Origin of the sequence: Herbaspirillum sp. Sphag64 (assembly GCF_014192645.1) — a bacterium.
Lineage (GTDB): Bacteria > Pseudomonadota > Gammaproteobacteria > Burkholderiales > Burkholderiaceae_D > Herbaspirillum.
Genome location: NZ_JACHYE010000018.1, coordinates 1 through 21,218, shown reverse-complemented (window position 1 = coordinate 21,218; position 21,218 = coordinate 1). Strand labels below are relative to the sequence as shown.

14 protein-coding genes are annotated in these 21,218 nt (G+C 54.5%); 6 read left to right on the top strand and 8 right to left on the bottom strand.

Annotated elements, in window-relative coordinates; all coding sequences use genetic code 11:
* Positions 1-177 precede the first annotated feature (177 nt).
* Both recX and recA read right to left on the bottom strand, forming a co-directional pair.
* Complete coding sequence (gene recX, locus FHW66_RS19170) at positions 178-654, bottom strand: recombination regulator RecX (RefSeq protein ID WP_183381438.1); 477 nt, start codon at positions 652-654, stop codon at positions 178-180.
* Between the two features lie 96 nt (positions 655-750).
* A complete protein-coding gene (gene recA, locus FHW66_RS19165) occupies positions 751-1,797 on the bottom strand; it encodes a recombinase RecA (RefSeq protein ID WP_183381437.1) in 1,047 nt (348 codons plus the stop codon).
* 445 nt (positions 1,798-2,242) lie between these two features.
* Between recA and FHW66_RS19160 the strand changes: the two genes are divergently transcribed.
* The 4 genes from FHW66_RS19160 to FHW66_RS19145 all read left to right on the top strand — a co-directional run bounded on the left by FHW66_RS19160 (position 2,243) and on the right by FHW66_RS19145 (position 6,536).
* Positions 2,243-3,874: a tetratricopeptide repeat protein gene (locus FHW66_RS19160; protein ID WP_183381436.1), complete on the top strand. Its 1,632-nt coding sequence runs from the start codon at positions 2,243-2,245 to the stop codon at positions 3,872-3,874.
* Between the two features lie 2 nt (positions 3,875-3,876).
* Positions 3,877-4,482 (top strand): sensor histidine kinase KdpD, encoded by a 606-nt coding sequence (locus FHW66_RS19155; protein WP_183381435.1) that lies wholly within the window; start codon positions 3,877-3,879, stop codon positions 4,480-4,482.
* Between the two features lie 143 nt (positions 4,483-4,625).
* Entirely contained in the window at positions 4,626-5,615 is a 990-nt protein-coding gene (locus tag FHW66_RS19150) for an aliphatic sulfonate ABC transporter substrate-binding protein (protein WP_183381434.1), read from the top strand.
* A 24-nt stretch (positions 5,616-5,639) separates the two neighbouring features.
* Positions 5,640-6,536 carry an ABC transporter permease gene (locus FHW66_RS19145; protein WP_183381433.1) on the top strand — a complete coding sequence of 299 codons (897 nt, stop codon included), beginning with the start codon at positions 5,640-5,642 and terminating at the stop codon, positions 6,534-6,536.
* 21 nt (positions 6,537-6,557) lie between these two features.
* Here FHW66_RS19145 and FHW66_RS19140 read toward each other — a convergent pair whose 3' ends face one another.
* The 5 genes from FHW66_RS19140 to FHW66_RS19120 all read right to left on the bottom strand — a co-directional run bounded on the left by FHW66_RS19140 (position 6,558) and on the right by FHW66_RS19120 (position 16,708).
* Positions 6,558-8,354, bottom strand: coding sequence for a M61 family metallopeptidase (locus tag FHW66_RS19140; protein ID WP_183381432.1), 1,797 nt, complete (start codon positions 8,352-8,354; stop codon positions 6,558-6,560).
* 146 nt (positions 8,355-8,500) lie between these two features.
* Entirely contained in the window at positions 8,501-9,964 is a 1,464-nt protein-coding gene (locus FHW66_RS19135) for a glutamate synthase subunit beta (RefSeq protein WP_183381431.1), read from the bottom strand.
* A 104-nt stretch (positions 9,965-10,068) separates the two neighbouring features.
* On the bottom strand, positions 10,069-14,745 hold the full coding sequence (locus FHW66_RS19130) for a glutamate synthase-related protein (RefSeq protein WP_183381430.1): 4,677 nt from the start codon (positions 14,743-14,745) through the stop codon (positions 10,069-10,071).
* A 184-nt stretch (positions 14,746-14,929) separates the two neighbouring features.
* A complete protein-coding gene (locus tag FHW66_RS19125) occupies positions 14,930-15,658 on the bottom strand; it encodes a transposase (RefSeq protein ID WP_183381429.1) in 729 nt (242 codons plus the stop codon).
* A 96-nt stretch (positions 15,659-15,754) separates the two neighbouring features.
* A complete protein-coding gene (locus tag FHW66_RS19120) occupies positions 15,755-16,708 on the bottom strand; it encodes a TerC family protein (protein ID WP_370543503.1) in 954 nt (317 codons plus the stop codon).
* Between the two features lie 154 nt (positions 16,709-16,862).
* Here FHW66_RS19120 and nhaR point away from each other — a divergent pair, with 154 nt between their 5' ends.
* Positions 16,863-17,780 carry a transcriptional activator NhaR gene (gene nhaR / locus FHW66_RS19115; protein WP_183381428.1) on the top strand — a complete coding sequence of 306 codons (918 nt, stop codon included), beginning with the start codon at positions 16,863-16,865 and terminating at the stop codon, positions 17,778-17,780.
* Positions 17,781-18,058: 278 nt separating this feature from the next.
* Here nhaR and FHW66_RS19110 read toward each other — a convergent pair whose 3' ends face one another.
* The gene (locus tag FHW66_RS19110; RefSeq protein ID WP_183381427.1) at positions 18,059-19,573 is read right to left on the bottom strand and encodes an AMP nucleosidase; all 1,515 of its coding nucleotides are present in this window, start codon (positions 19,571-19,573) and stop codon (positions 18,059-18,061) included.
* Between the two features lie 373 nt (positions 19,574-19,946).
* Between FHW66_RS19110 and FHW66_RS19105 the strand changes: the two genes are divergently transcribed.
* A complete protein-coding gene (locus FHW66_RS19105) occupies positions 19,947-21,014 on the top strand; it encodes a type II asparaginase (protein ID WP_183381426.1) in 1,068 nt (355 codons plus the stop codon).
* Positions 21,015-21,218: the final 204 nt, after the last annotated feature.

The window sequence follows — 21,218 nt, the reverse complement described above, 5'->3', positions numbered from 1 at the left end:
CTTGGGGCATAAAGATGCCATTTGATCAACATTGGTTGTTGTCGCATTGCGTGTCGTCATCACAAAGATTGCCATGACAGCCGCTAATGCGGCGCAGCAAAAACCCCGAGATTTTAGCACAGCTGAAGGCGCATCAACAGCAGCACGAACGACTAGCCGCTATTTACTGCATCTCCATCAGGTATCCGCATCCGGGTCATCCGGCAGCTCATTCCATGCCATCTTGACCGCGTCACGGATCGCGCGCGAAGAAAATCCTCTCTGCTGCAGGAAACGCTGACATTTCGCGCGCGCCTGTATATCTTGTGGCGGCGAGGCAAACTTGCGACGTAAAACCTCGCACGCTCTGAGCGATTCGTCTTCTACCAATCGTTGGCGGGTATCAACAAGCATTTCGCCATCAATACCGTGACTTTGCAGCTCGGACAAAATGCGGTTATTGCCGTAACGAGCCGAGCGCCTGTGCACCAGCGACTCCGAAAAACGTTCCTGAGAAAGAAATTTTGAAGCTTCGAGCCAGTCGAGCAAGACTTCGATATCGTCGTCATCTTGCGCGTAAGCACTTAGCTTACGCGCAAGTTCCAGACGACTATGCTCACGTGAAGAGAGATATTTGAGCGCTCGCGCTTTCAGACTAATGGGTGGTCGGGCCATTTTTATACCCATCGTTCCAAAGCGTCGAGCAACGACTTGTGGACAAACAGAGAAAACTATAAATCAAACAACAGCTGCAATGTGGGCTCAGAAAACTCAGGAAGCCTCTGCCGGAGCTGTACCTGCCAACGCTGGTACGCCCAGAGATGCACGCACCTTATTTTCAATTTCGCGCGCCAGTTCTGGACGCTCTTTCAGATAATTACGCGCATTATCTTTACCCTGACCGATACGTTCGCCGTTGTAGCTGTACCAGGCGCCCGACTTCTCGACAATCTTGGCTTCCGAACCTAGATCCAGAATTTCACCTTCGCGGGAAGTACCTTCTCCATACAAAATATCGAAATGCGCTTCGCGGAATGGCGGCGCCACCTTGTTCTTGACCACTTTGACCTTGGTTTCGCTGCCGATGACTTCATCGCCAGACTTGATCGATCCTGTACGACGGATATCCAGGCGCACGGACGCATAGAACTTCAGGGCATTACCGCCAGTGGTCGTTTCGGGATTACCGAACATCACACCGATCTTCATACGGATCTGATTAATGAAGATCACCGTTGTATTGGTGCGATTGATGCTGCCAGTCAGCTTGCGCAAGGCTTGGGACATCAGACGCGCTTGCAGACCAGGCAAGGAGTCTCCCATGTCGCCTTCGATTTCTGCGCGTGGGGTCAATGCCGCTACCGAGTCAACGACAATCAGGTCAACACCACCGGAGCGCACCAGCGCATCGGTAATTTCTAGCGCCTGCTCACCTGTATCGGGCTGGGAAATCAGCAGGTCAGACAAATTGACGCCCAGCTTCTGGGCATAGGTAACATCCAATGCATGTTCCGCGTCGATAAAGGCGCAGGTTCCGCCAGTCTTTTGCATTTCGGCAATTGCCTGCAGAGTCAGCGTTGTTTTGCCCGAAGATTCAGGGCCATAAATCTCAATGACACGACCACGTGGCAAACCGCCAACGCCGAGAGCGATGTCCAAGCCCAACGAACCAGTGGATACCACCTGAATCTCTTCGACCACTGCACCGTCTTCCATGCGCATGACGGAGCCCTTGCCGAATTGTTTCTCGATCTGCGCCAGTGCAGCGGCAAGAGCTTTGCTCTTTTCTGAGTTATTGGCGGATTTCTTGTCGTCCATGGGAGTGTCTTTCGGCAAAATAGTCTCTAACAGTTCGCAATCAAATAAGAATCGGGGACTGTGCACCAGTGCCAATCCAGTAATGGATCAGAATCAGTCTGGTGCAGCAGAATGGCTTAGACAGCACTGTATAAAAAAACAGTTATTCGCGCAAGCTCTTTTTTTATGTTGCAAATTTGCGCCAAAAACGACTTTGCCAGACTGATCGCAGAGCACCCCATTCAAGTAGGCGAGAATTTGACCGATAGTCTGTTAGTATGCGGCCGTTTATACTGTCATATCTGACAACAGTTCAGAGACACAAAAGAACGGCCATTCGGTCAAAAAAGCTGCATCGGATACTTGTGAAACACATAATTATCGGAAACGTAGCGGCTTTTTAACGAATTTTGCCTTATTTGATATACATTTCTAGTTGGTAATATAAAGCGTATCTGTTTTTCTTATGACTCTGGTTCCCTTCAGTCGCATTAGCAGCCTGCGTTCGCTTGTCATTGATGACATGCCAACCATGCGCCAAAACATCCGTATGCACCTGGGGCAACTCGGCGTGACGAAGGTAGATCAGGCCGGCACGCCTGACGAAGCAATTCGTTTTGTTCAAGCCGGCTCCTATGATCTCATTGTCTGTGACTACAATCTCAACAAGGAAACCAACGGTCAGCAACTGCTGGAATTCTTCCGCACTCAGAACATGTTGTCACCGACGACCATGTTCATCATGGTGACCGCTGAGAGTGGCTACAATCTGGTCGCCAGCGCTGCGGAATTTCAGCCTGACGCCTATATGCTCAAGCCATTGACGGCGTCCAAGATTGCCGAGCGGATTGATCGTCTGCTGGAAAAGCAGAATGCATTGTTGCCGATCAACAAGAAGCTTGAGCGCAAGGATCTGGCCGGTGCCATTGTCGAATGTGACAATGTGCTCAAAACCGCACCGAAATGGATGGTTGATATTCTCAAGACCAAGGCGAGCCTGCTGATTGATTTGCGCCGTATCGACGAAGCCAAGGCGGTATATTCAGAAGCACTGCAGATGCGCGAAGATTTGGTCTGGGCCAAGATTGGTATGGCACGCTGCAATATCGTGTCCGGTCAGCTCGACGACGCCAAGGTACTGGTGCAGGACGTATTGGCGCAAAATGCGCAATACATCGAAGCCTATGACCTGCTGGCACAGATCGAGGAAGCACAGGGCAACAATACCCAGGCGCTCGATGCGCTGTCGCGCTCTTCGGAAATCATTCCTTCCGCCCGCCGTAGCCGTATGGTGGGCGATGCGGCTTATCGCGCAGGCGAACTGGAACAGGCGAAAACTGCGTTCGACAAGGTTCTCAAACATACCAAGGGTTCGCTGACCGCACAGCCAAGCGATTTATTGACGCTCGCGCAGGTGCATGTCGATAGCGGCGATGCCGATGCTGCACTGACCCTGCTATCAACGGCGCCCAAGCGTTATGCTGAATCGTCGATCTTCAACTCCACCCAAGCGGCCGTATCGGCCCAGGCTCACGTCAAACTGGGCAATATGGCAGCGGCTGAACAGGCTTTTGCATCGGCGAAGAGTGCTGCCGGTGGCAAGCCGTCGGAGATGGCTATTCTGGCCTTGGCCAAAGCGGCGTTTTCAGTTGGCAAGGATGAAGAAGGCGCCAAGCTGATTTCGCAGGCCGTCAAGTCGGATCACGAAAACAAGACCCTGCTGACGCTGGCCCGCAAGGCACTTGCTGACAGCGGCAAGGAAGATCTCGCCTCGGAACTGGTGGATGGTGCAGTACAGCAATGCATGAGCATCATTACTGAAGCCAATGCCTTGATGCGCAGCGCCAAACCCGATGAATCGCTGGCCAAGCTGGAAGAGGCGTTACAGAGCTTGCCGGAAAATACCGGCATTTTGATGGCTGCAGCGCAGCTGCATTTGCTGTGGATGAGTCAACGCGGCATTAACACGGATTACGTCAAGCGCGTCAACCGTTACCTGACCACGCTTGATCGCCTGATCCCGGGCAATGACCGGGTAGCCAAAATGCATCGCTTCCTGCGCGACACCATCGCCAAGGCAGCCCAAAAGAAGAGCTGACCATGAACGCCGAACTGGCAGCCATTATTGTCCATGACATCAAAAATGCACTTGGCGTGCTGGAAGGCCAGTTGCGCGTGCTCACGACGGACTCTTCGGATCCACGGACCAACCAGGCACATCTGACCTGCCTGAACCTGCAGGAAAAGCTGATCGGCTTCCTCACCCTTTACAAGGCTTCCTCGCAAGGACTCAAGGCGCATATCGAAGTGCTGTCGCCGAAGGATTTCCTGACTGCGCTGATTGACCAATATCCAGCTGGTCATGCGGACCTGACGATGAAGATCAACGAAGAAGAGATGCCGGTCATTGCCTTCTTTGATGAAAATCTGGTCAGCCTGGCACTCGAAGCTGCATTGCAGAATGCGACCCGTTTTGCGCGCAAGCAGATCGAGCTATCCTGCCGCAAGCATGGTTCCGGAGTTGTCTTCCAGGTGCGCGACGATGGGCCTGGCATCGGCGTTCAGGAGACCAAGCAATCCACCGGCCTCGGCATGTATCTGTGCAATGCGATTGCTGATGCACATGTCAAAGGCGATCAACACGGGCAAGCACAATTAGGTAACCACCCCGATGGCGGCGCCCTGTTCGAACTGGTTCTCCCCTGACCCACATTCAGCGTTGCAAGCCTACATCGAACGCATAAGCTTGCACGAAAAAAATCGTTCTTTTCTATAGTGCAGATCCGTACAGTTCTGTCGAATCAGGTTTTATTGCCTGTCGCAACCAGATGTGTACAAGGATCAAACTCATGGAACGCCGCCACTTTCTCCGCCTGACTACCGCTGCTGCTGCCGGATTGGGCCTGCCTGCATTATCCGGATTGGCCAATGCCGCTGATCTGCCCGCCACGATCCGGCTTGACTACGCGACCTATTCACCGCCAAGCCTGGTGCTGAAGAAATTCGGCTGGCTGGAAGAAGATCTCAAGAGCAGCGGCACGAACGTCAAATGGGTGCAGAGCCAAGGCAGCAATCGGGCGCTGGAGTTTCTCAACAGCGACAGCATCGACTTCGGCAGCACCGCCGGACTGGCAGCATTGCTGGCGCGAGCCAATGGCAATCCGATCAAGGCAGTCTATGTCTATTCGCGACCAGAATGGACTGCACTGGCAGTCAACAAAGACTCCCCGATTGCGACAGTCAAGGAACTCAAGGGCAAGAAAATTGCGGCCACTAAAGGCACCGATCCTTACCTGTTTCTGCTGCGCACCCTGCATGAAAATGGCCTGAGCAAAAGCGATGTCGAGATCGTCCACCTGCAACACCCGGATGGGCGTGTCGCACTGGAACAAAATCGCGTTGATGCTTGGGCAGGACTGGATCCGCATCTAGCCGCCAGCGAGCTGGAAGCCGGTTCGCGACTGATCTATCGCAACGTCAACTTCAATACCTACGGCTTTTTAAACGTTTCCGACAACTTCGCTGCACGGTATCCTGAACAGGTCAAACGCGTACTGCGCGCCTACGAACGCGCACGCCTGTGGATCATCAACAATCCCGCAGAGACTGCCAAACTGATTGCCGAAGAAGCGCATCTGTCGTTACCCGTTGCGCAATTGCAGCTCAAGCGCAACGATTTCTCGCACCCACGGATCGGCAAGGAACATAGTGACGCCCTACGCGCAGCCGCGCCGATTCTGCTGGAAGAAGATCTGGTCAAACCAGGAACCGATTTGAACAAGACCATTCAGGCACTGATCGATCCGGGCTTCTCCCAAAGTATCGTCGCCTCATTCTGAGCCAGAGCAAAGACAGGAAACATCATGCACATCGAGTCGCATGCACTGTCGTCACATCCGCTATCCGATGCGGAAACGGATTTTCCATTCACTGACAGTGCTGGCACCCACAAGCCAACGCATACAGACAACCTCGACGCCACCCGATTGCGCCACCGATCTGCGACGTGGTCATTGGGCGCATTGTTGCCGTTGCTGGTATTAAGTTTGCTAGAGCTTGGCGGTGCACGCGGCTGGATTCCTGAGCATCTGTTGCCGCCACCCAGTGAAATTGCCCAGACCATCGTCAATCTGGCAGGTCATGATTTAGCAATCCACGTGCTGGCCAGTGTGACGCGCGTGGCGGTGGGCTTTGCACTGGGATCCTTGCTGGCAATAGGTTTTGGCTTGCTGGTTGGTATGCAAAGGCAGGCAGAGGCCTTGCTCGAACCCTCTTTTCAAGCCTTGCGAGCTATTCCAAGCCTGGCCTGGGTACCGTTGCTGTTGTTGTGGCTGGGGATTGATGAAACACCCAAGATTGTGCTGATCGCTATCGGTGCATTTTTCCCGGTCTATATCAACCTGGTCGCCGGCATACACAGCGTTGACCGCAAGCTTCTGGAGCTGGCCAAGATTCACGGCCTGTCTTCACGCGAGGTGATTCGCCGCATCGTACTGCCATCAGCATTGCCACAACTGTTCACCGGATTGCGTACCGGGCTCAGTCTGGCCTGGATGTTTCTGGTCGCTGCCGAGATGATGGCGGCCACCAAGGGCGTCGGTTATCTGCTCTCCGATGGTCGCGAGAGCAGCCGTCCGGATATCGTACTGGCTGCCATCCTGATTCTGGCGATTATGGGGAAGCTCTCCGACAGCATTCTCAAACGGATCGAAACCCGCAAGCTGGCGTGGCGCGATGTCCTCGTGTCATCGCCACGCTAGCTTTGTGACACTAAAGCTACCTCAGCCACCAAGCCATGCCTGTTGCTTGCGCAACGCCGCAACAGGTTTAGCCACCGCTTCCAGCTTGATCTGAGGCGCATCATCACTCTTTAGCTTGAGTTTAATCTGAAGCAATTCATCGCGTCGGAACACATGGAGAGCCACTACATCGCCCTCACGATAGCGCGCCAGCAATCCTTCAATGCCGCTGGATGGGATACGAATGCCATCCAGCGCCACCAGCAGATCCCCTGCCGATAATCCGGCCTGATGCCCGGCACCGCCTTCATAAAGATTGACCACCTTGGCATGGTCACCACCTGCCCCACGGGTAACACGAATACCGAGGCCCGGTAACTGCTGCTTGCGCTGATCGGTATATTGCACAGCAAACGGCGCTAGCATGTCTTCCAGCGGCAGGTCGTCGGTCCCGCGAATGTAGCGATCAAAGAAGCGCTTGAGCGCGACGCCGCTGACCTCTTCAAACAACGCTTCTACGTCAGCTTCAGCAACTCCCAGCCCACCATCACGTGTATAGAACTTGCGTCCGTAGCGTTGCCACAGGGCCAGCATCACATCATCGAGCGACTTGCGTCCACGGGTCTCCGTGCGGATCAACAAATCCAGCCCCAAGGCGACCAGCGAGCCTTTGGTGTAGTAACTGACGATCGCATTGGGGGCATTTTCGTCTTGCCGGTAATACTTGACCCAGGCATCAAAGCTGGACTCAGCCACACTTTGCTTTCGACGGCCGCTGCCGCGCAACACCCCATTGATGGTCTTGCTCAACAAGGACAGATAAGACGTCTGATCGATCACGCCACTGCGTACCAGGAACAGATCATCGTAGTAGCTGGTGAAGCCTTCAAACAGCCACAATAGCGAGGTATAGCCTTCCTGATTGAGATCGTAAGGAGCAAACGCTGCCGGCTTGATGCGCTTGACGTTCCAGGTATGAAAATACTCATGGCTGCACAGCCCCAGGTAGGTGCGATAGCCATCTGTGATCTCGCTCTTGCCCTTGACCGGTAAATCGGCGCGGGCGCAGATCAACGCAGTTGAGGCGCGATGCTCCAGGCCACCATAGCCATCACCAACAGCCAAGGTCATGAACACGTAGCGGGACATTGGCGCACGTTTGCTCTTGGGTTCGAAAAAGGCAATCTGGGCTTCGCAGATTTTTTTCAGATCGGCGGACAAGCGCGGCAAATCCAGATTCGGCACGTTACCGGTAATCACGATGTCGTGCGGTACGCCGTGCGCGTTGAAACTGGCCAGCGAGAACTCTCCCAATTCCACCGGATGATCAATCAATTCATCGTAATCGCCTGCAATGTAGCTACCAAAACCATAGCGCTTGGCTTTTAGTTCAGGCAAGGCTGTCGCCACGCGCCAGCGCTTGTATTGCTCGCCAGGCGGACGCTGGATATCGACAACATGCGGCGATTGCTCTTGCCCCGCCACACGCAGAAAGACGCTGGTGCCATTGAAGAATGCATGGGTCTGATCGAGATGCGCCGCGCGTACCGACAAGTCCCAGGCATAGACCTGATAGTGCAGCGTCAACGCGCCAGCACAGGGAGCGGCTTGCCAGGTATGCTTGTCGCGCTTTTTAAGAGCGACCTTCTTGCCGTTCGACTCGGCGCGAATCTTGACGATGTTGCGCGCAAATTCACGGATCATGTAGCTGCCGGGGATCCACGCCGGTAACGCAAAAATCTGTCCCTCAGCGGCAGGAACATCGACACTGAGCGTGACATCAAAGAGATGTGCGGCACAATCGTTAGAAGTAATGCTATAGCGAATCGGGGTACTCATGTGGCTCCTGGATAGCAGCAAAAATGGCTGAGAACGTTATTTTACTTGAGCCTGCGGCCAGCTGATGCACCCACAACGCACGTAAAAAAAACCGGAGGAGCCAAAGCTCATCCGGTTTTACAAAATAACAAAACGCGCTGCGGTGATCAGCGTGGCAGTACCGACGATCCCATCAGGAATTCATCGACTGCACGGGCGCACTGACGGCCTTCACGAATCGCCCAGACCACCAGCGACTGACCACGGCGCATGTCACCCGCAGCAAAAACCCTGTCTACCGAGGTCTTGTAGCAGCCTTCGCCATCGGTCGTGGCGCGGGCGTTACCGCGCTGGTCCTTGTCGACGCCAAAAGCGTCCAGCACTTGCTGCACTGGTGACACAAAACCCATGGCCAGCAAGACCAGATCGGCCTTCATCTCGAACTCGGAGTTCGGTACTTCCTGCATCTTGCCGTCCTTCCATTCGACACGTGCAGCGATCAATTTTTCTACTTTGCCGTTCTTGCCCTCAAGACGCTTGGTCGCGACTGCCCAATCACGGTCACATCCCTCTTCATGCGACGAGGAAGTGCGCAGTTTGGTTGGCCAGTAAGGCCAGACCAGTGGCTTGTTTTCGGTTTCTGGTGGCTGCGGCATCAGTTCGAACTGCGCTACCGACGCAGCGCCATGGCGATTGGAAGTACCGACGCAGTCTGAACCGGTATCGCCGCCACCGATGACGACGACATGCTTGTCGGTTGCCAGAATCTGGCCTTTGAGCTTGTCGCCGGCATTGACCTTGTTCTGCGATGGCAGGAATTCCATGGCGTAATGCACGCCCTTCAGTTCACGTCCTGGCACTGGCAAGTCACGTGGCTGTTCAGCGCCACCGGCGATCACCACTGCATCAAAGTCCTGCTTGAGCTGATCGGCCGAAATGGTTTCCTTGGACCAGTTGGTGATATTGGCCGGGAAGTCTTTGCCCACCAGTACGCCGGTACGGAAGGTCACACCTTCTGCCTTCATCTGCTCAACGCGCAAATCGATGTGCGATTTTTCCATCTTGAAATCAGGAATGCCATAACGCAGCAAACCACCAACGCGGTCATTTTTTTCGAACACGGTCACATCGTGGCCGGCACGCGCCAGTTGCTGCGCGGTTGCCAGACCGGCAGGCCCGGAACCAACCACGGCGACCTTCTTGCCAGTTTTTACTGCAGCTGGCTGTGGTACGACCCAACCGTTTTCCCAGCCTTTGTCGATGATGAAATGTTCAATCGACTTGATGCCAACGGCGTCGCTATTGATGCCCAGTGTGCAGGCTGCTTCGCAAGGTGCGGGGCAGATCCGGCCGGTGAATTCAGGGAAGTTGTTGGTCGAGTGCAGTGTGTCGAGTGCTTCCTTGTAATTGCCGCGATACACCAGATCATTCCAGTCAGGGATGATGTTGTTGACCGGGCAGCCATTGTTACAGAAAGGAATACCGCAATCCATGCAACGTGCGCCTTGCACCTTGGCAGCAGCATCGTCCAGATGCACCACGAATTCCTTGTAATGCTTCAGGCGCGCCTGTGGCGCTTCACTCGCCTCTTTCAGGCGCTCAAATTCCATAAAGCCGGTTACTTTACCCATGTTCCACTCACATTCTTCGCTAAGGATAGGTGACTGACGCTGACTCCATTGAGTCGCAAGCGTCAGCCTTGCGGTTTGTTGACGATGTCCAGGCTGGCGACTGCTTAAGCAGGCACCACTTCCTTGGCCTTTACTTTGGCAGCATTCAACTCGGCCAGTGCACGCTTGTATTCGGTCGGGAAGACCTTCACAAACTTGGCACGGGAAGTCGCCCAGTTATCCAGCAGGTTGCGCGCACGCGTGCTGCCGGTGTACTTGAAGTGACGTTCGATCAATCCACGAAGAATCACTTCATCGGTTTGACCCAGACCGCCGCGTTGCAGGCTATGCCAGACGGCACGGTCGGTCGATGCCACTTGCTCGGTATCGGCCAGGACCTTGTCCAGCGCTACCATCGCGAGATTGCACTTACCGGCAAAATCACCCGTCTCGTCATACACGTAAGCAATACCACCGGACATACCGGCGGCGAAGTTACGGCCAGTTCCACCAAGCACGACCACGGTACCACCGGTCATGTATTCGCAACCATGGTCGCCAGTACCTTCGACGACGGCAATCGCTCCCGAGTTACGGACAGCGAAGCGCTCACCGACCACGCCGTTGATAAATGCTTCACCCGTTGTGGCACCGTACAGCACGGTGTTACCGGCGATCATGTTGTCCACGGCGCGGCCACGGAACTCGGTATTCGGACGCACGATGATGCGGCCACCCGACAAACCCTTGCCAACATAGTCGTTGCCTTCGCCGACCAGATCCAGTGTCACACCGTGCGCCAGGAAGGCACCAGCAGACTGGCCAGCAGTACCTTGCAGCTGGATATGGATGGTGTCGTCTGGCAAACCATCGTTGCCATAACGCTTAGCCACTTCGCCCGAGAGCATGGCACCGACGGTACGGTTCAGGTTGCGGATCGGCGAGATGAAGGAAACCTTCTCGCCCTTGTCCAGCGCAATGCGTGCCTGCGCGATCAACTTGTGATCGAGTGCCTTGTCCAGGCCGTGATCCTGCACATCGGTATGGTAGTAGGGCGTATCGCTGACCGGTTGATAGAAAATACGGCTGAAGTCCAGTCCCTTGGCCTTCCAGTGCGCGATTGCCTTGCTGCGGTCGAGCAGATCGGAACGGCCGATCAGTTCGTTGAAAGTACGCACGCCCAGTTGCGCCATGATCTGACGTGCTTCTTCAGCAATGAAAAAGAAGAAGTTCACCACGTGCTCAGGCTTACCTGAGAACTTGGCACGCAATACCGGATCCTGTGTCGCAACACCGACCGGGCAGGTATTCAGATGGCACTTGCGCATCATGATGCAGCCTTCCACCACCAGCGGCGCAGTGGCGAAGCCGAATTCGTCGGCGCCCAGCAGTGCACCGATGACCACGTCACGACCCGTCTTCATCTGACCGTCAGCCTGCACCCGAATACGGTTACGCAAGCCATTGAGCACCAGCGTTTGCTGGGTTTCTGCCAGACCCAGTTCCCACGGGGTACCAGCATGCTTGATCGAGGACAACGGCGAAGCACCAGTACCACCATCGTGACCAGCGACGACGACGTGGTCCGATTTGGCCTTGGCAACGCCGGCGGCAACGGTACCGACACCCACTTCAGACACCAGCTTGACCGAGATCGATGCACGTGGGTTGACGTTCTTCAGATCGTGAATCAGCTGAGCCAGATCTTCGATCGAATAAATGTCATGGTGCGGTGGTGGCGAAATCAGACCAACGCCTGGTACCGACACACGCAGGGTCGCGATGTAATCGGTCACCTTGTGACCTGGCAACTGACCACCTTCACCTGGCTTGGCACCTTGGGCCATTTTGATCTGAATCTGATCAGCAGAAATCAGGTATTCAGCCGACACGCCAAAGCGGCCCGAAGCAACCTGCTTGATGCGTGAACGCAGCGAATCACCGGCTTGCAGTGGAATATCAACTTCAATCACGTCCTTGCCGATTTCAGATGCCAATGTCGCGCCTTGCTTGATCGGGATGCCCTTGAGTTCATTGCGATAACGATTGACGTCTTCACCACCTTCACCGGTATTGGATTTGCCACCGATGCGGTTCATGGCGATTGCCAATGTTGCATGCGCTTCGGTCGAGATGGAACCGAGCGACATCGCACCAGTCGCAAAACGCTTGACGATTTCCTTGGCCGGTTCGACTTCATCGATCGAGATTGCCTTGCTTGGATCAATCTTGAATTCGAACAGACCGCGCAAGGTCATATGACGCTTGGACTGATCATTGATGATCTGGGCGTATTCCTTGTAGCTGTTGAAGCTGTTGGAACGGGTCGAATGCTGCAGTTTGGCAATCGCATCCGGGGTCCACATGTGTTCTTCACCACGGATACGGAAGGCGTATTCACCGCCAGCGTCGAGCGCGTTGGCCAGCACCGGATCGCTGCTAAAGGCAGCACGATGCAGACGCAAGGCTTCTTCGGCAACTTCGAACACGCCGATACCTTCAACGTTGGAGGCAGTACCCTTGAAGTACTTGTCCACCAATGCCTTGTTCAGACCAATGGCTTCGAAGATCTGCGCGCCGCAGTAGGACATGTAGGTCGAAATACCCATCTTCGACATGACCTTCAGCAAGCCCTTGCCGATGGCCTTCTGGAAGTTGTAGATGGCCTTGTCCGCCGACAGGTCTCCAGGCAAGCCCTTGGCGATTTCCACCAAGGTATCCATGGCCAGGTACGGATGGATCGCTTCTGCGCCATAACCAGCCAGCAAGGCGAAGTGATGGGTTTCACGCGCCGAACCGGTTTCGACCACCAGACCGGTGGAGGTACGCAGACCCTTGCTCACCAGATGCTGGTGAATCGCGGAAGTCGCCAGCAATGCAGGAATGGCGACTTGCTCGGCATCGAATTTGCGGTCCGAAATGATCAGGATATTGTGACCCGACTTGACCGCATCAACGGCCTTGGCGCACAACGAGGCCAGACGGGCTTCGATACCTTCTTTGCCCCATGCTACCGGATAGCAGATGTTCAATTCATGCGACTTGAACTTGCCGCCGGTATGCACGCTGATGTTGCGCAACTTGGCAATATCCGCATAGTTGAGCACCGGCTGCGTGACTTCCAGGCGCATCGGCGGGTTGATGTTGTTGGTATCGAGCAGGTTAGGACGTGGGCCGATGAACGACACCAGCGACATCACCATGGCTTCACGGATCGGATCAATCGGCGGGTTGGTCACCTGTGCAAACAACTGCTTGAAGTAGTTGTAGAGCGGCTTGTTCTTGTTGGACATGACCGCCAGTGGCGAGTCATTGCCCATGGAGCCGATCGCCTCTTCAGCGCCAGCTGCCATTGGCGACATCAGGAACTTGACGTCTTCCTGGGTATAGCCGAATACCTGCTGGCGATCCAGCAGCGGAATGGTCGAGACCGGTTCTGCCGGCTCGGACTTAAGCTCATCGAGCTTGACGCGCACCGACGAAATCCATTGCTTGTAAGGCTTGGCGTTGGCGTAGGTATCCTTGAGTTCCTTGTCGTCGATGATGCGGCCGGCATCGAGGTCGATCAGGAACATCTTGCCCGGTTGCAGACGCCACTTCTGAATGATCTTCGATTCCGGAATCGGCAGGACACCCGACTCGGATGCCATCACGACCAGATCGTCATCAGTGACGATATAACGGGCTGGGCGCAAGCCATTGCGGTCCAGCGTACCGCCAATGTGGCGGCCATCAGTAAAGGCCAGCGCAGCCGGACCATCCCATGGCTCCATCATGGCAGCATGGTATTCGTAGAAGGCACGACGGTTATCGTCCATCAGGGTGTGGTTTTCCCACGCTTCAGGCACCATCATCATCATCGCCTGTGCCAATGGATAGCCTGCCATGAGCAGCAATTCCAGCGCATTGTCGAAACAGGCGGTATCAGACTGACCTTCATAGATCAGCGGAAACAGTTTCTTCAGGTCATCGCCCAATACAGCCGACTGCATCACGCCTTCACGCGCACGCATCCAGTTGAAGTTACCTTTGACGGTGTTGATTTCACCGTTATGGGCGATCAGGCGATACGGGTGAGCCAGTGGCCACTCGGGGAAAGTATTGGTCGAGAAACGTTGGTGCACCAGAGCCAGTGCCGATACACAGCGAGGATCCTGCAGATCCTTGTAGTACACGCCAACTTGGTCAGCCAGCAGCAAACCCTTGTAGACCACGGTACGCGCCGACATCGATGGCACGAAGAATTCCTTGCCATGAATCAGGTTAAGCGCCTGAATGGCGTGACCGGAGGATTTACGGATCACATACAGTTTGCGCTCCAGCGCATCGGTGACCATGATGTCCGGACCGCGCCCGATGAAAATCTGACGGATAACCGGCTCTTTTTCACGCACGGTCGGCGACATCGGCATTTCCATGTCGACCGGCACATTGCGCCAACCCAACACGACCTGACCTTCAGCCAGCACCGCACGCTCAATTTCTTGCTCGCAGGCAATGCGTGAGGCATTTTCTTTCGGCAGGAAGATCATGCCAACGCCATACTCGCCCGGTGGCGGCAAGTTCACGCCTTGCTTGGCCATTTCTTCGCGATAGTACTGATCCGGAATCTGGATCAGGATACCGGCACCGTCACCCATAAGCGGATCGGCACCAACTGCCCCCCGGTGATCCAGATTCTTCAGAATGAGCAAGCCTTGCTCGACGATGGAATGGTCTTTCTTGCCCTTGATATGGGCGATAAAACCGACGCCACAGGCGTCATGTTCATTAGCTGGGTCGTATAGGCCTTGCGCGTGCATATCAGTGCTCCACCACATTGAGAGTAAGGATTTGAAGGATAGTGCAGCGCAACCAATTCTTCAACCTAAACAAAAAGGGTCAGAGTAATTTAATAGCGCACACGTTTTTTTAAAAAAATTAAATAGGGACAGAGTAATTCAAAAAATTCGCCAAGTACTTGTTTTTATTATGTTTTCATGAATTTCACACCAAATAAGAAGATGCTTCTTTCTCCTCATCAACTTTTACCTTTTTCGCCGGCCTTCCCCGTTTAGCTGGGCTGACACGCCGATTAGCCTGTTTTTCCAGCATCTGCATGAATTGAGCGCCCCCCAATGCCCATCCCTTGAGCGTAGCCTGCGTGATCGCTGTCATCTCATTGGCACTTAATGGCTGCTCCACCAGTTTCTTGTAGGCAATCTCGCGGTCAAAAGGCGTATTGCCCAAATCCCAATAAACTTGATGGTCCGTGATCAGTGGATCCTGACGGGCACCAATGTGATGCACATAACTTGACCACTGGTAATCCGTTGGTGCAGCTACCAGACCACTACGGACCGGATTGAGCTCGATATAACGGCTACACAACAGCAGATAAGTCTCAGCATCGACCACAGTGGCCTTGTAGCGGCCCTGCCATAAGGTCCCGGCGCGGTCATATTTCTGATTGAAATATGGTACGTAGTACCGACCAAGCCATTGCATCATGCGTGCCAGCCCCTCGGCATCGCTGGGGGTGGCCAGCAAATGCACGTGGTCAGGCATCAGGACATACGCATGGAGTGCAACTTTGAAGCGCTTGGCACCTTCCTTGAGCCAGTCGAGGAAGGCAATATGATCGGCCGCATCGCGAAAAATCAGCTGTTGATGATGACCACGCTGAATGACGTGATGGGCTTGAAAAGGAACAACGAGACGGGGCAGGCGTGCCATGGGCGGGTCGGAAGGGTAGCATAACGAAACCCCATTTTAAACCACTCCGACCCCAATTATTTCAAACTCCCCCTACACTTCTGATTGCGAATGAACCTACTTGCGCGACAGAAACAGACTCAGCAGGATAGACGCCAGCAGAATCACTCCGACTACCAGTAACGACAACAGCACCGGAATATGGAACCAGTAGGCAATCAGCATCTTGGCGCCAACGAACATCAACACCAGCGCCAGGCCATACTTCAGATAATGGAAGCGATCTGCCACGTCTGCCAGCAAGAAATACAGTGCACGCAAACCCATGATCGCAAACATGTTGGAAGTGAAGACGATGAACGGATCGGTTGTAATGGCAAAAATAGCGGGAATACTGTCTACCGCAAAAATCAGGTCGGATATCTCGATCAATACCAGCACCAGCACCAGCGGCGTGAAGTAAATCAGTCCATTGCGACGGGTAAAGAATTTCTCGCCATCGTAGTTGTCGCTGATGCGCATATGCCGGCGCAGAAACTTCAGCAAGACGTTGTCATTGAGATCACTCTCCTTATCGGCAAAGATCAGCATCTTGACCCCGGTGACCACCAGGAACGCACCAAACAGATACATGATCCAGCTGAACTGGGCGATCAGCCATGCTCCCAGCAGGATCATCACTGCGCGCATCACAATCGCACCGACCACGCCGTACAGCAGCACGCGTCGCTGCATTTCAGCAGGCACAGCAAAATAGCCAAAGATCACCAGGAAGACAAAAATATTGTCGACCGACAAAGATTTCTCGATCAGGTAGCCGGAAAGAAATTCCAGGCTGCGCTGATTGGCGAATTCACGTCCGATATGATGATCCAGATACCACCACAGCAAACCGCAAAACAGCAGCGCCAGCACGAACCAGGCGAGCGACCAGCCAAGCGCTTCCCTGACCGTCACCTTGTGCGCATGACGCCCTCCCAGCAGCACAATATCGACAGCCAGCATGCCCAGCACAAAGACGATGAAGCCGCCCCACATGCCCAGACTGGCAAAACTCTCAACTCCGTTCACTTGATTCCCTTGGTAAATGATTTCTGGCACATGCCAAGCACTGCAAATTCGCTTTGCAGCCAGCACTTTACCGAAATGTAAACAACATGAAAATTCGAATATACTTTTCTAAATCTTCGAAAAACACGAACATTAACACCATCATCAGACTAGCATGTCAGCACTCAATTACAAGCACCTGCATTACTTCTGGATGGTTGCCAAAACCGGCGGCGTAGCCCGCGCCAGCGAGCGCCTGCATCTGACCGCCCAAACCATCAGCGGACAGTTGAGCCAGTTTGAGGACAGCATCGGTTACCGGCTGTTTAACCGGACTGGTCGCAAGCTTGAACTGAACGATGCTGGCCGTACAGTCTTTGCCTATGCCGACCAGATGTTCACCCTGGCCGAAGAGCTGGAAGCCGTGATCCGTCAGGGCGCAGCACCTACGACCTTGCCGCTGCGGGTCGGCGTTGCCGATGCCGTTCCAAAGACGATTGCCTATCTGCTGCTGGAAACTGCCTTGAAGCTGCCCGAAGCGGGCCGCATCGTTTGTCGCGAAGGCAAACTTGACAGCCTGCTGGCGGACCTTGCCATTCATCGGCTCGATATTGTCATTGCTGACAGTGCCATACCGGGCCACATCAACGTGCGCGGCTACAGTCATCGGCTTGGCGAAAGCAACACCAGCTTCTTCGCCACGCCTGCACTGGCGGCCACTTGTACAAAGAAGTTTCCGCATAGTCTGGATCAGGCTCCTTTTCTCATGCCAGGCGAGGATGCTGCGGTACGACCAGCACTGTTGCGTTGGTTTGAAAAGCACAATATCCATCCGCACATCACCGGTGAATTCGATGATGGCGCCCTACTTAATGCCTTCGGTGAGGCGGGAACCGGTATCTTTGCTGCGCCTTCGGTCGTCTCCACACATCTATGTCGGCAACTGGGCGTGCTTGAGATCGGCCAGACCGACCAGGTCACCGAGCAGTTCTTTGCGATTTCTGTCGAGCGGCGCCTCAGTCACCCTGCCGTGCTGGCGATTCAGTCTGCGGCCCGCGAAAACCTGATCGTGCCGTCCGGCAAATCCACGTAGCGTAACTGATCAAAAGAAAAGCCCCGCAGACCTTGCAGTATGCGGGGCAAATCCCGTTCCCTTGGGGTGAGAGAACGGAGGGGGACCTGAACTATAGGAAACGACTTCCCAAGGTGCACCGGCTTTTACAATTTCTTACTTAGCTTGAACGCCATGCTGGCAGTCTGCACCGATATCCAGCATGACCGCTGCCGTAATCGCAAATCAGATCACTGCGTGCCCCCTCTCCTACCACATTCAGGATTGCCTCAGAGTAACCATGACGCTGTAGCGCAATGTCAGCGGAAAGCCGGCTCGCTGAAGCTGCGCAGCTTGCGGCTATGCACTTGTTCAATCCCGTGATTGCGCAACAGCTCCAACGCACGAATCCCGATCTTGAGATGCTGTGCAACCCGTTGCTCATAGAACTTGTTTGCCATACCGGGCAACTTGATTTCTCCGTGCAGCGGCTTGTCCGAGACGCACAGCAAGGTGCCATAAGGAACCCGGAAGCGGAAACCGTTGGCAGCCACGGTTGCACTCTCCATATCCAGCGCAATTGCACGACTTTGGCTAAAGCGCAGCAGCGGCGTGCGATGGTCACGCAACTCCCAGTTACGGTCATCCACCGAGGCTACGGTACCGGTTCGCATGATGCGCTTGAGCTCGTAGCCATCAAGCTCGGTGATGCTCGCTACGGCATCCTGCAAGGCCAGTTGCACTTCCGCCAGCGCCGGAATTGGCACCCACAGTGGCAAATCGTCGTCGAGCACATGATCGTCACGTACATAGGCATGCGCCAGCACATAATCGCCCATGCGTTGCGACGCCGACAGGCCGGCACAATGGCCGAGCATGATCCAGCCATGTGGACGCAACACCGCAATATGGTCCGTGATGGTCTTGGCATTGGAGGGGCCGACACCGATATTGACCAGCGTGATGCCGGTACCATCCGGACGTTGCAAGTGATAGGCCGGCATTTGTGGCTGCCGCACCGGTGGCGTGCCCGAACTGGCAACACCTTTCATTCCTTCCAGATTGGCATTAGGCGTCGTCACATTGCCGGGTTCGACGAAGGCACTGTATTGCTGCCGATAGCTACGCAACTCGGGATCATCGGTTGCCTGCATCAACTCGCGCCCAAGTCGCACAAATTCATCGACATAAAAAGCGTAGTTGGTGAACAGCACGTAACGCTGGAACTGATGCGGCGCCGTTGCCGTGTAATGGCGCAGACGATGCAGCGAATAGTCAATACGCGGACCGGTAAACAGCGCCAGCGGATGCACGCCATCGCGCCAGCCGCCATTGTCGACCTCGTAGGTGCCATTGACGATACGATCATCCATCTCGGCCAGGTCAGGCAAGTCAAACAGGTCAGGCAACAATCGCAAGTGATCCGGATCCAGATCGCCCTCAACGTGAATGCCGTCGTTGAAAGCAAAGTGCACCGGAATTGGCAATTCACTGACGCCAATTTCCAATGGCACCTGATGGTTTTTCAGCAGCAGGTTGAATTGCGCCAGCAGGTAGTTCTTGAACAAGGCCGGCCGCGTCAATGTGGTCTGGTAAGTCCCCGGCCCTGACACATAACCAAAAGACTGGCGCGTATCGGCATGGGTTGCCTTGTCAGTCGTGATGCGCACAAACGGATAGCAGGCACGCACACGCTTGGGCAAGACTTCGCCTTTGGAGAACTGCCTGAATGCATCGCGCAAAGTAGCTGTGTTGGCATCATAGATTTCGATCACACGATCGACCGCCGCTTGTGGGTCGGTAAATTTTTCAGTCAACACTTGGGCTCCCCTCATTTACGGTTCTCGACGCATCACCGACGGCACACAAACACGCAAAAAAAGATCGAAAAACGATTAGGCGATAACGACGGTGACGTCCGTTTTCATTCTACCGAGTTGGCAAAAAAGGCCAACTGAAATCAACAAAAATTTCTACCTCCGTACGCATGGAAACCAGACATAACACTCATTGCAGAACCTACGCGCGACGCGGTAACAGAGAATCTGCCGCCAGACAATCCATCACATTATGCATAAAAATTATAGTTACATGCATACAAAGCATTGGCATCGACCTGTGACGCTCCCCTACGATGGCGGCGCTACTGCTGCCAGAGAAGCATGCAGAGAATCATTCAAAACAGTATTTTCAACAAGAGGAAGAGACATGATTTCCAAAAAAATATTCAGCACTTTTCTGTTGCTGGTCTGCGTGGCATTCGCCTCAATCGCACAAGCCCAAAAACTCCCTAACGTCATGATCCTAGCCACCGGCGGCACGATTGCCGGTACCGGTGCAACCAGCACCACCACGGTCGGCTATACCGCGGCCAAGATCGGCGTTGATGCCCTGATCGATGCGGTTCCAGAACTCAAGAAGGTCGCCAACGTCAAGGGCGAACAAGTGTTCCAGATCGCCAGTGAAAACATGAACAATGACTACTGGCTGAAGCTGGGCAAGCGGGTCAATGCGCTGCTGGCGCAGGATGATGTCGATGGTATCGTCATCACCCATGGCACCGACACCATCGAAGAAACGGCTTACTTCCTGGATCTGGTCGTCAAGAGCAAGAAGCCGGTCGTGATCGTTGGCGCAATGCGTCCATCGACCGCCATCAGTGCCGATGGCCCGATCAACCTGTACAACGCGGTGCTGCTGGCTGGCAGCAAGGAAGCGATTGGCAAGGGTGTGCTGGTCACACTCAATGACCAGATCAACGCTGGCCGTGAAGTGACCAAGACCAATACCTCAACACTGGACACATTCAAGACGCCAGAACTCGGCTTCCTTGGCTATATCCAGGGCAGCAAGCCGTTCTTTTATCGTCAGTCGACCCGCAAGAACACCGCCGATACCGTCTTCGACATCTCCAAACTGGACAGCCTGCCACAAGTTGACATCGTCTACGGCTACGCCAACATGAACCCGATCGCGCTCAATGCCTTCGTTACCGCTGGCGCCAAGGGCATCATCCATGCTGGCGTCGGTGACGGTAGCCTCAACAACACCGTCGTACCATCACTGGTCGAGGCACGCAAGAAAGGCGTCGTGATTGTGCGTGCCAGCCGTGTTGGTCAAGGCATCGTGGCGCGTAACGGCGAAGCCGATGATGACAAGCTGGACTTTGTTGTCTCCGATACGCTCAATGCCCAGAAGGCACGCATCCTGTTGATGCTGGCACTGACCAAGACCAGCGACAGCAAGGAAATCCAGAAAATGTTCTACGAGTATTAATCAAGCGCAGAACCAGTCAATTGAGAGAATCTACCAGGCCCACCGACCTGGCAGAGCAGGCAGGCGGCCCGCACAAGGGGCCGTCAGCATCAAGGCAAAACCCACCGATCTGAACCGCACCCCAAAAGTTGGACACCAATCCAACCTTTGGGGTGTTTTTCATGGCGAAGTACGAAACGAAATTCAAGCATGAGGTAGTGCAAC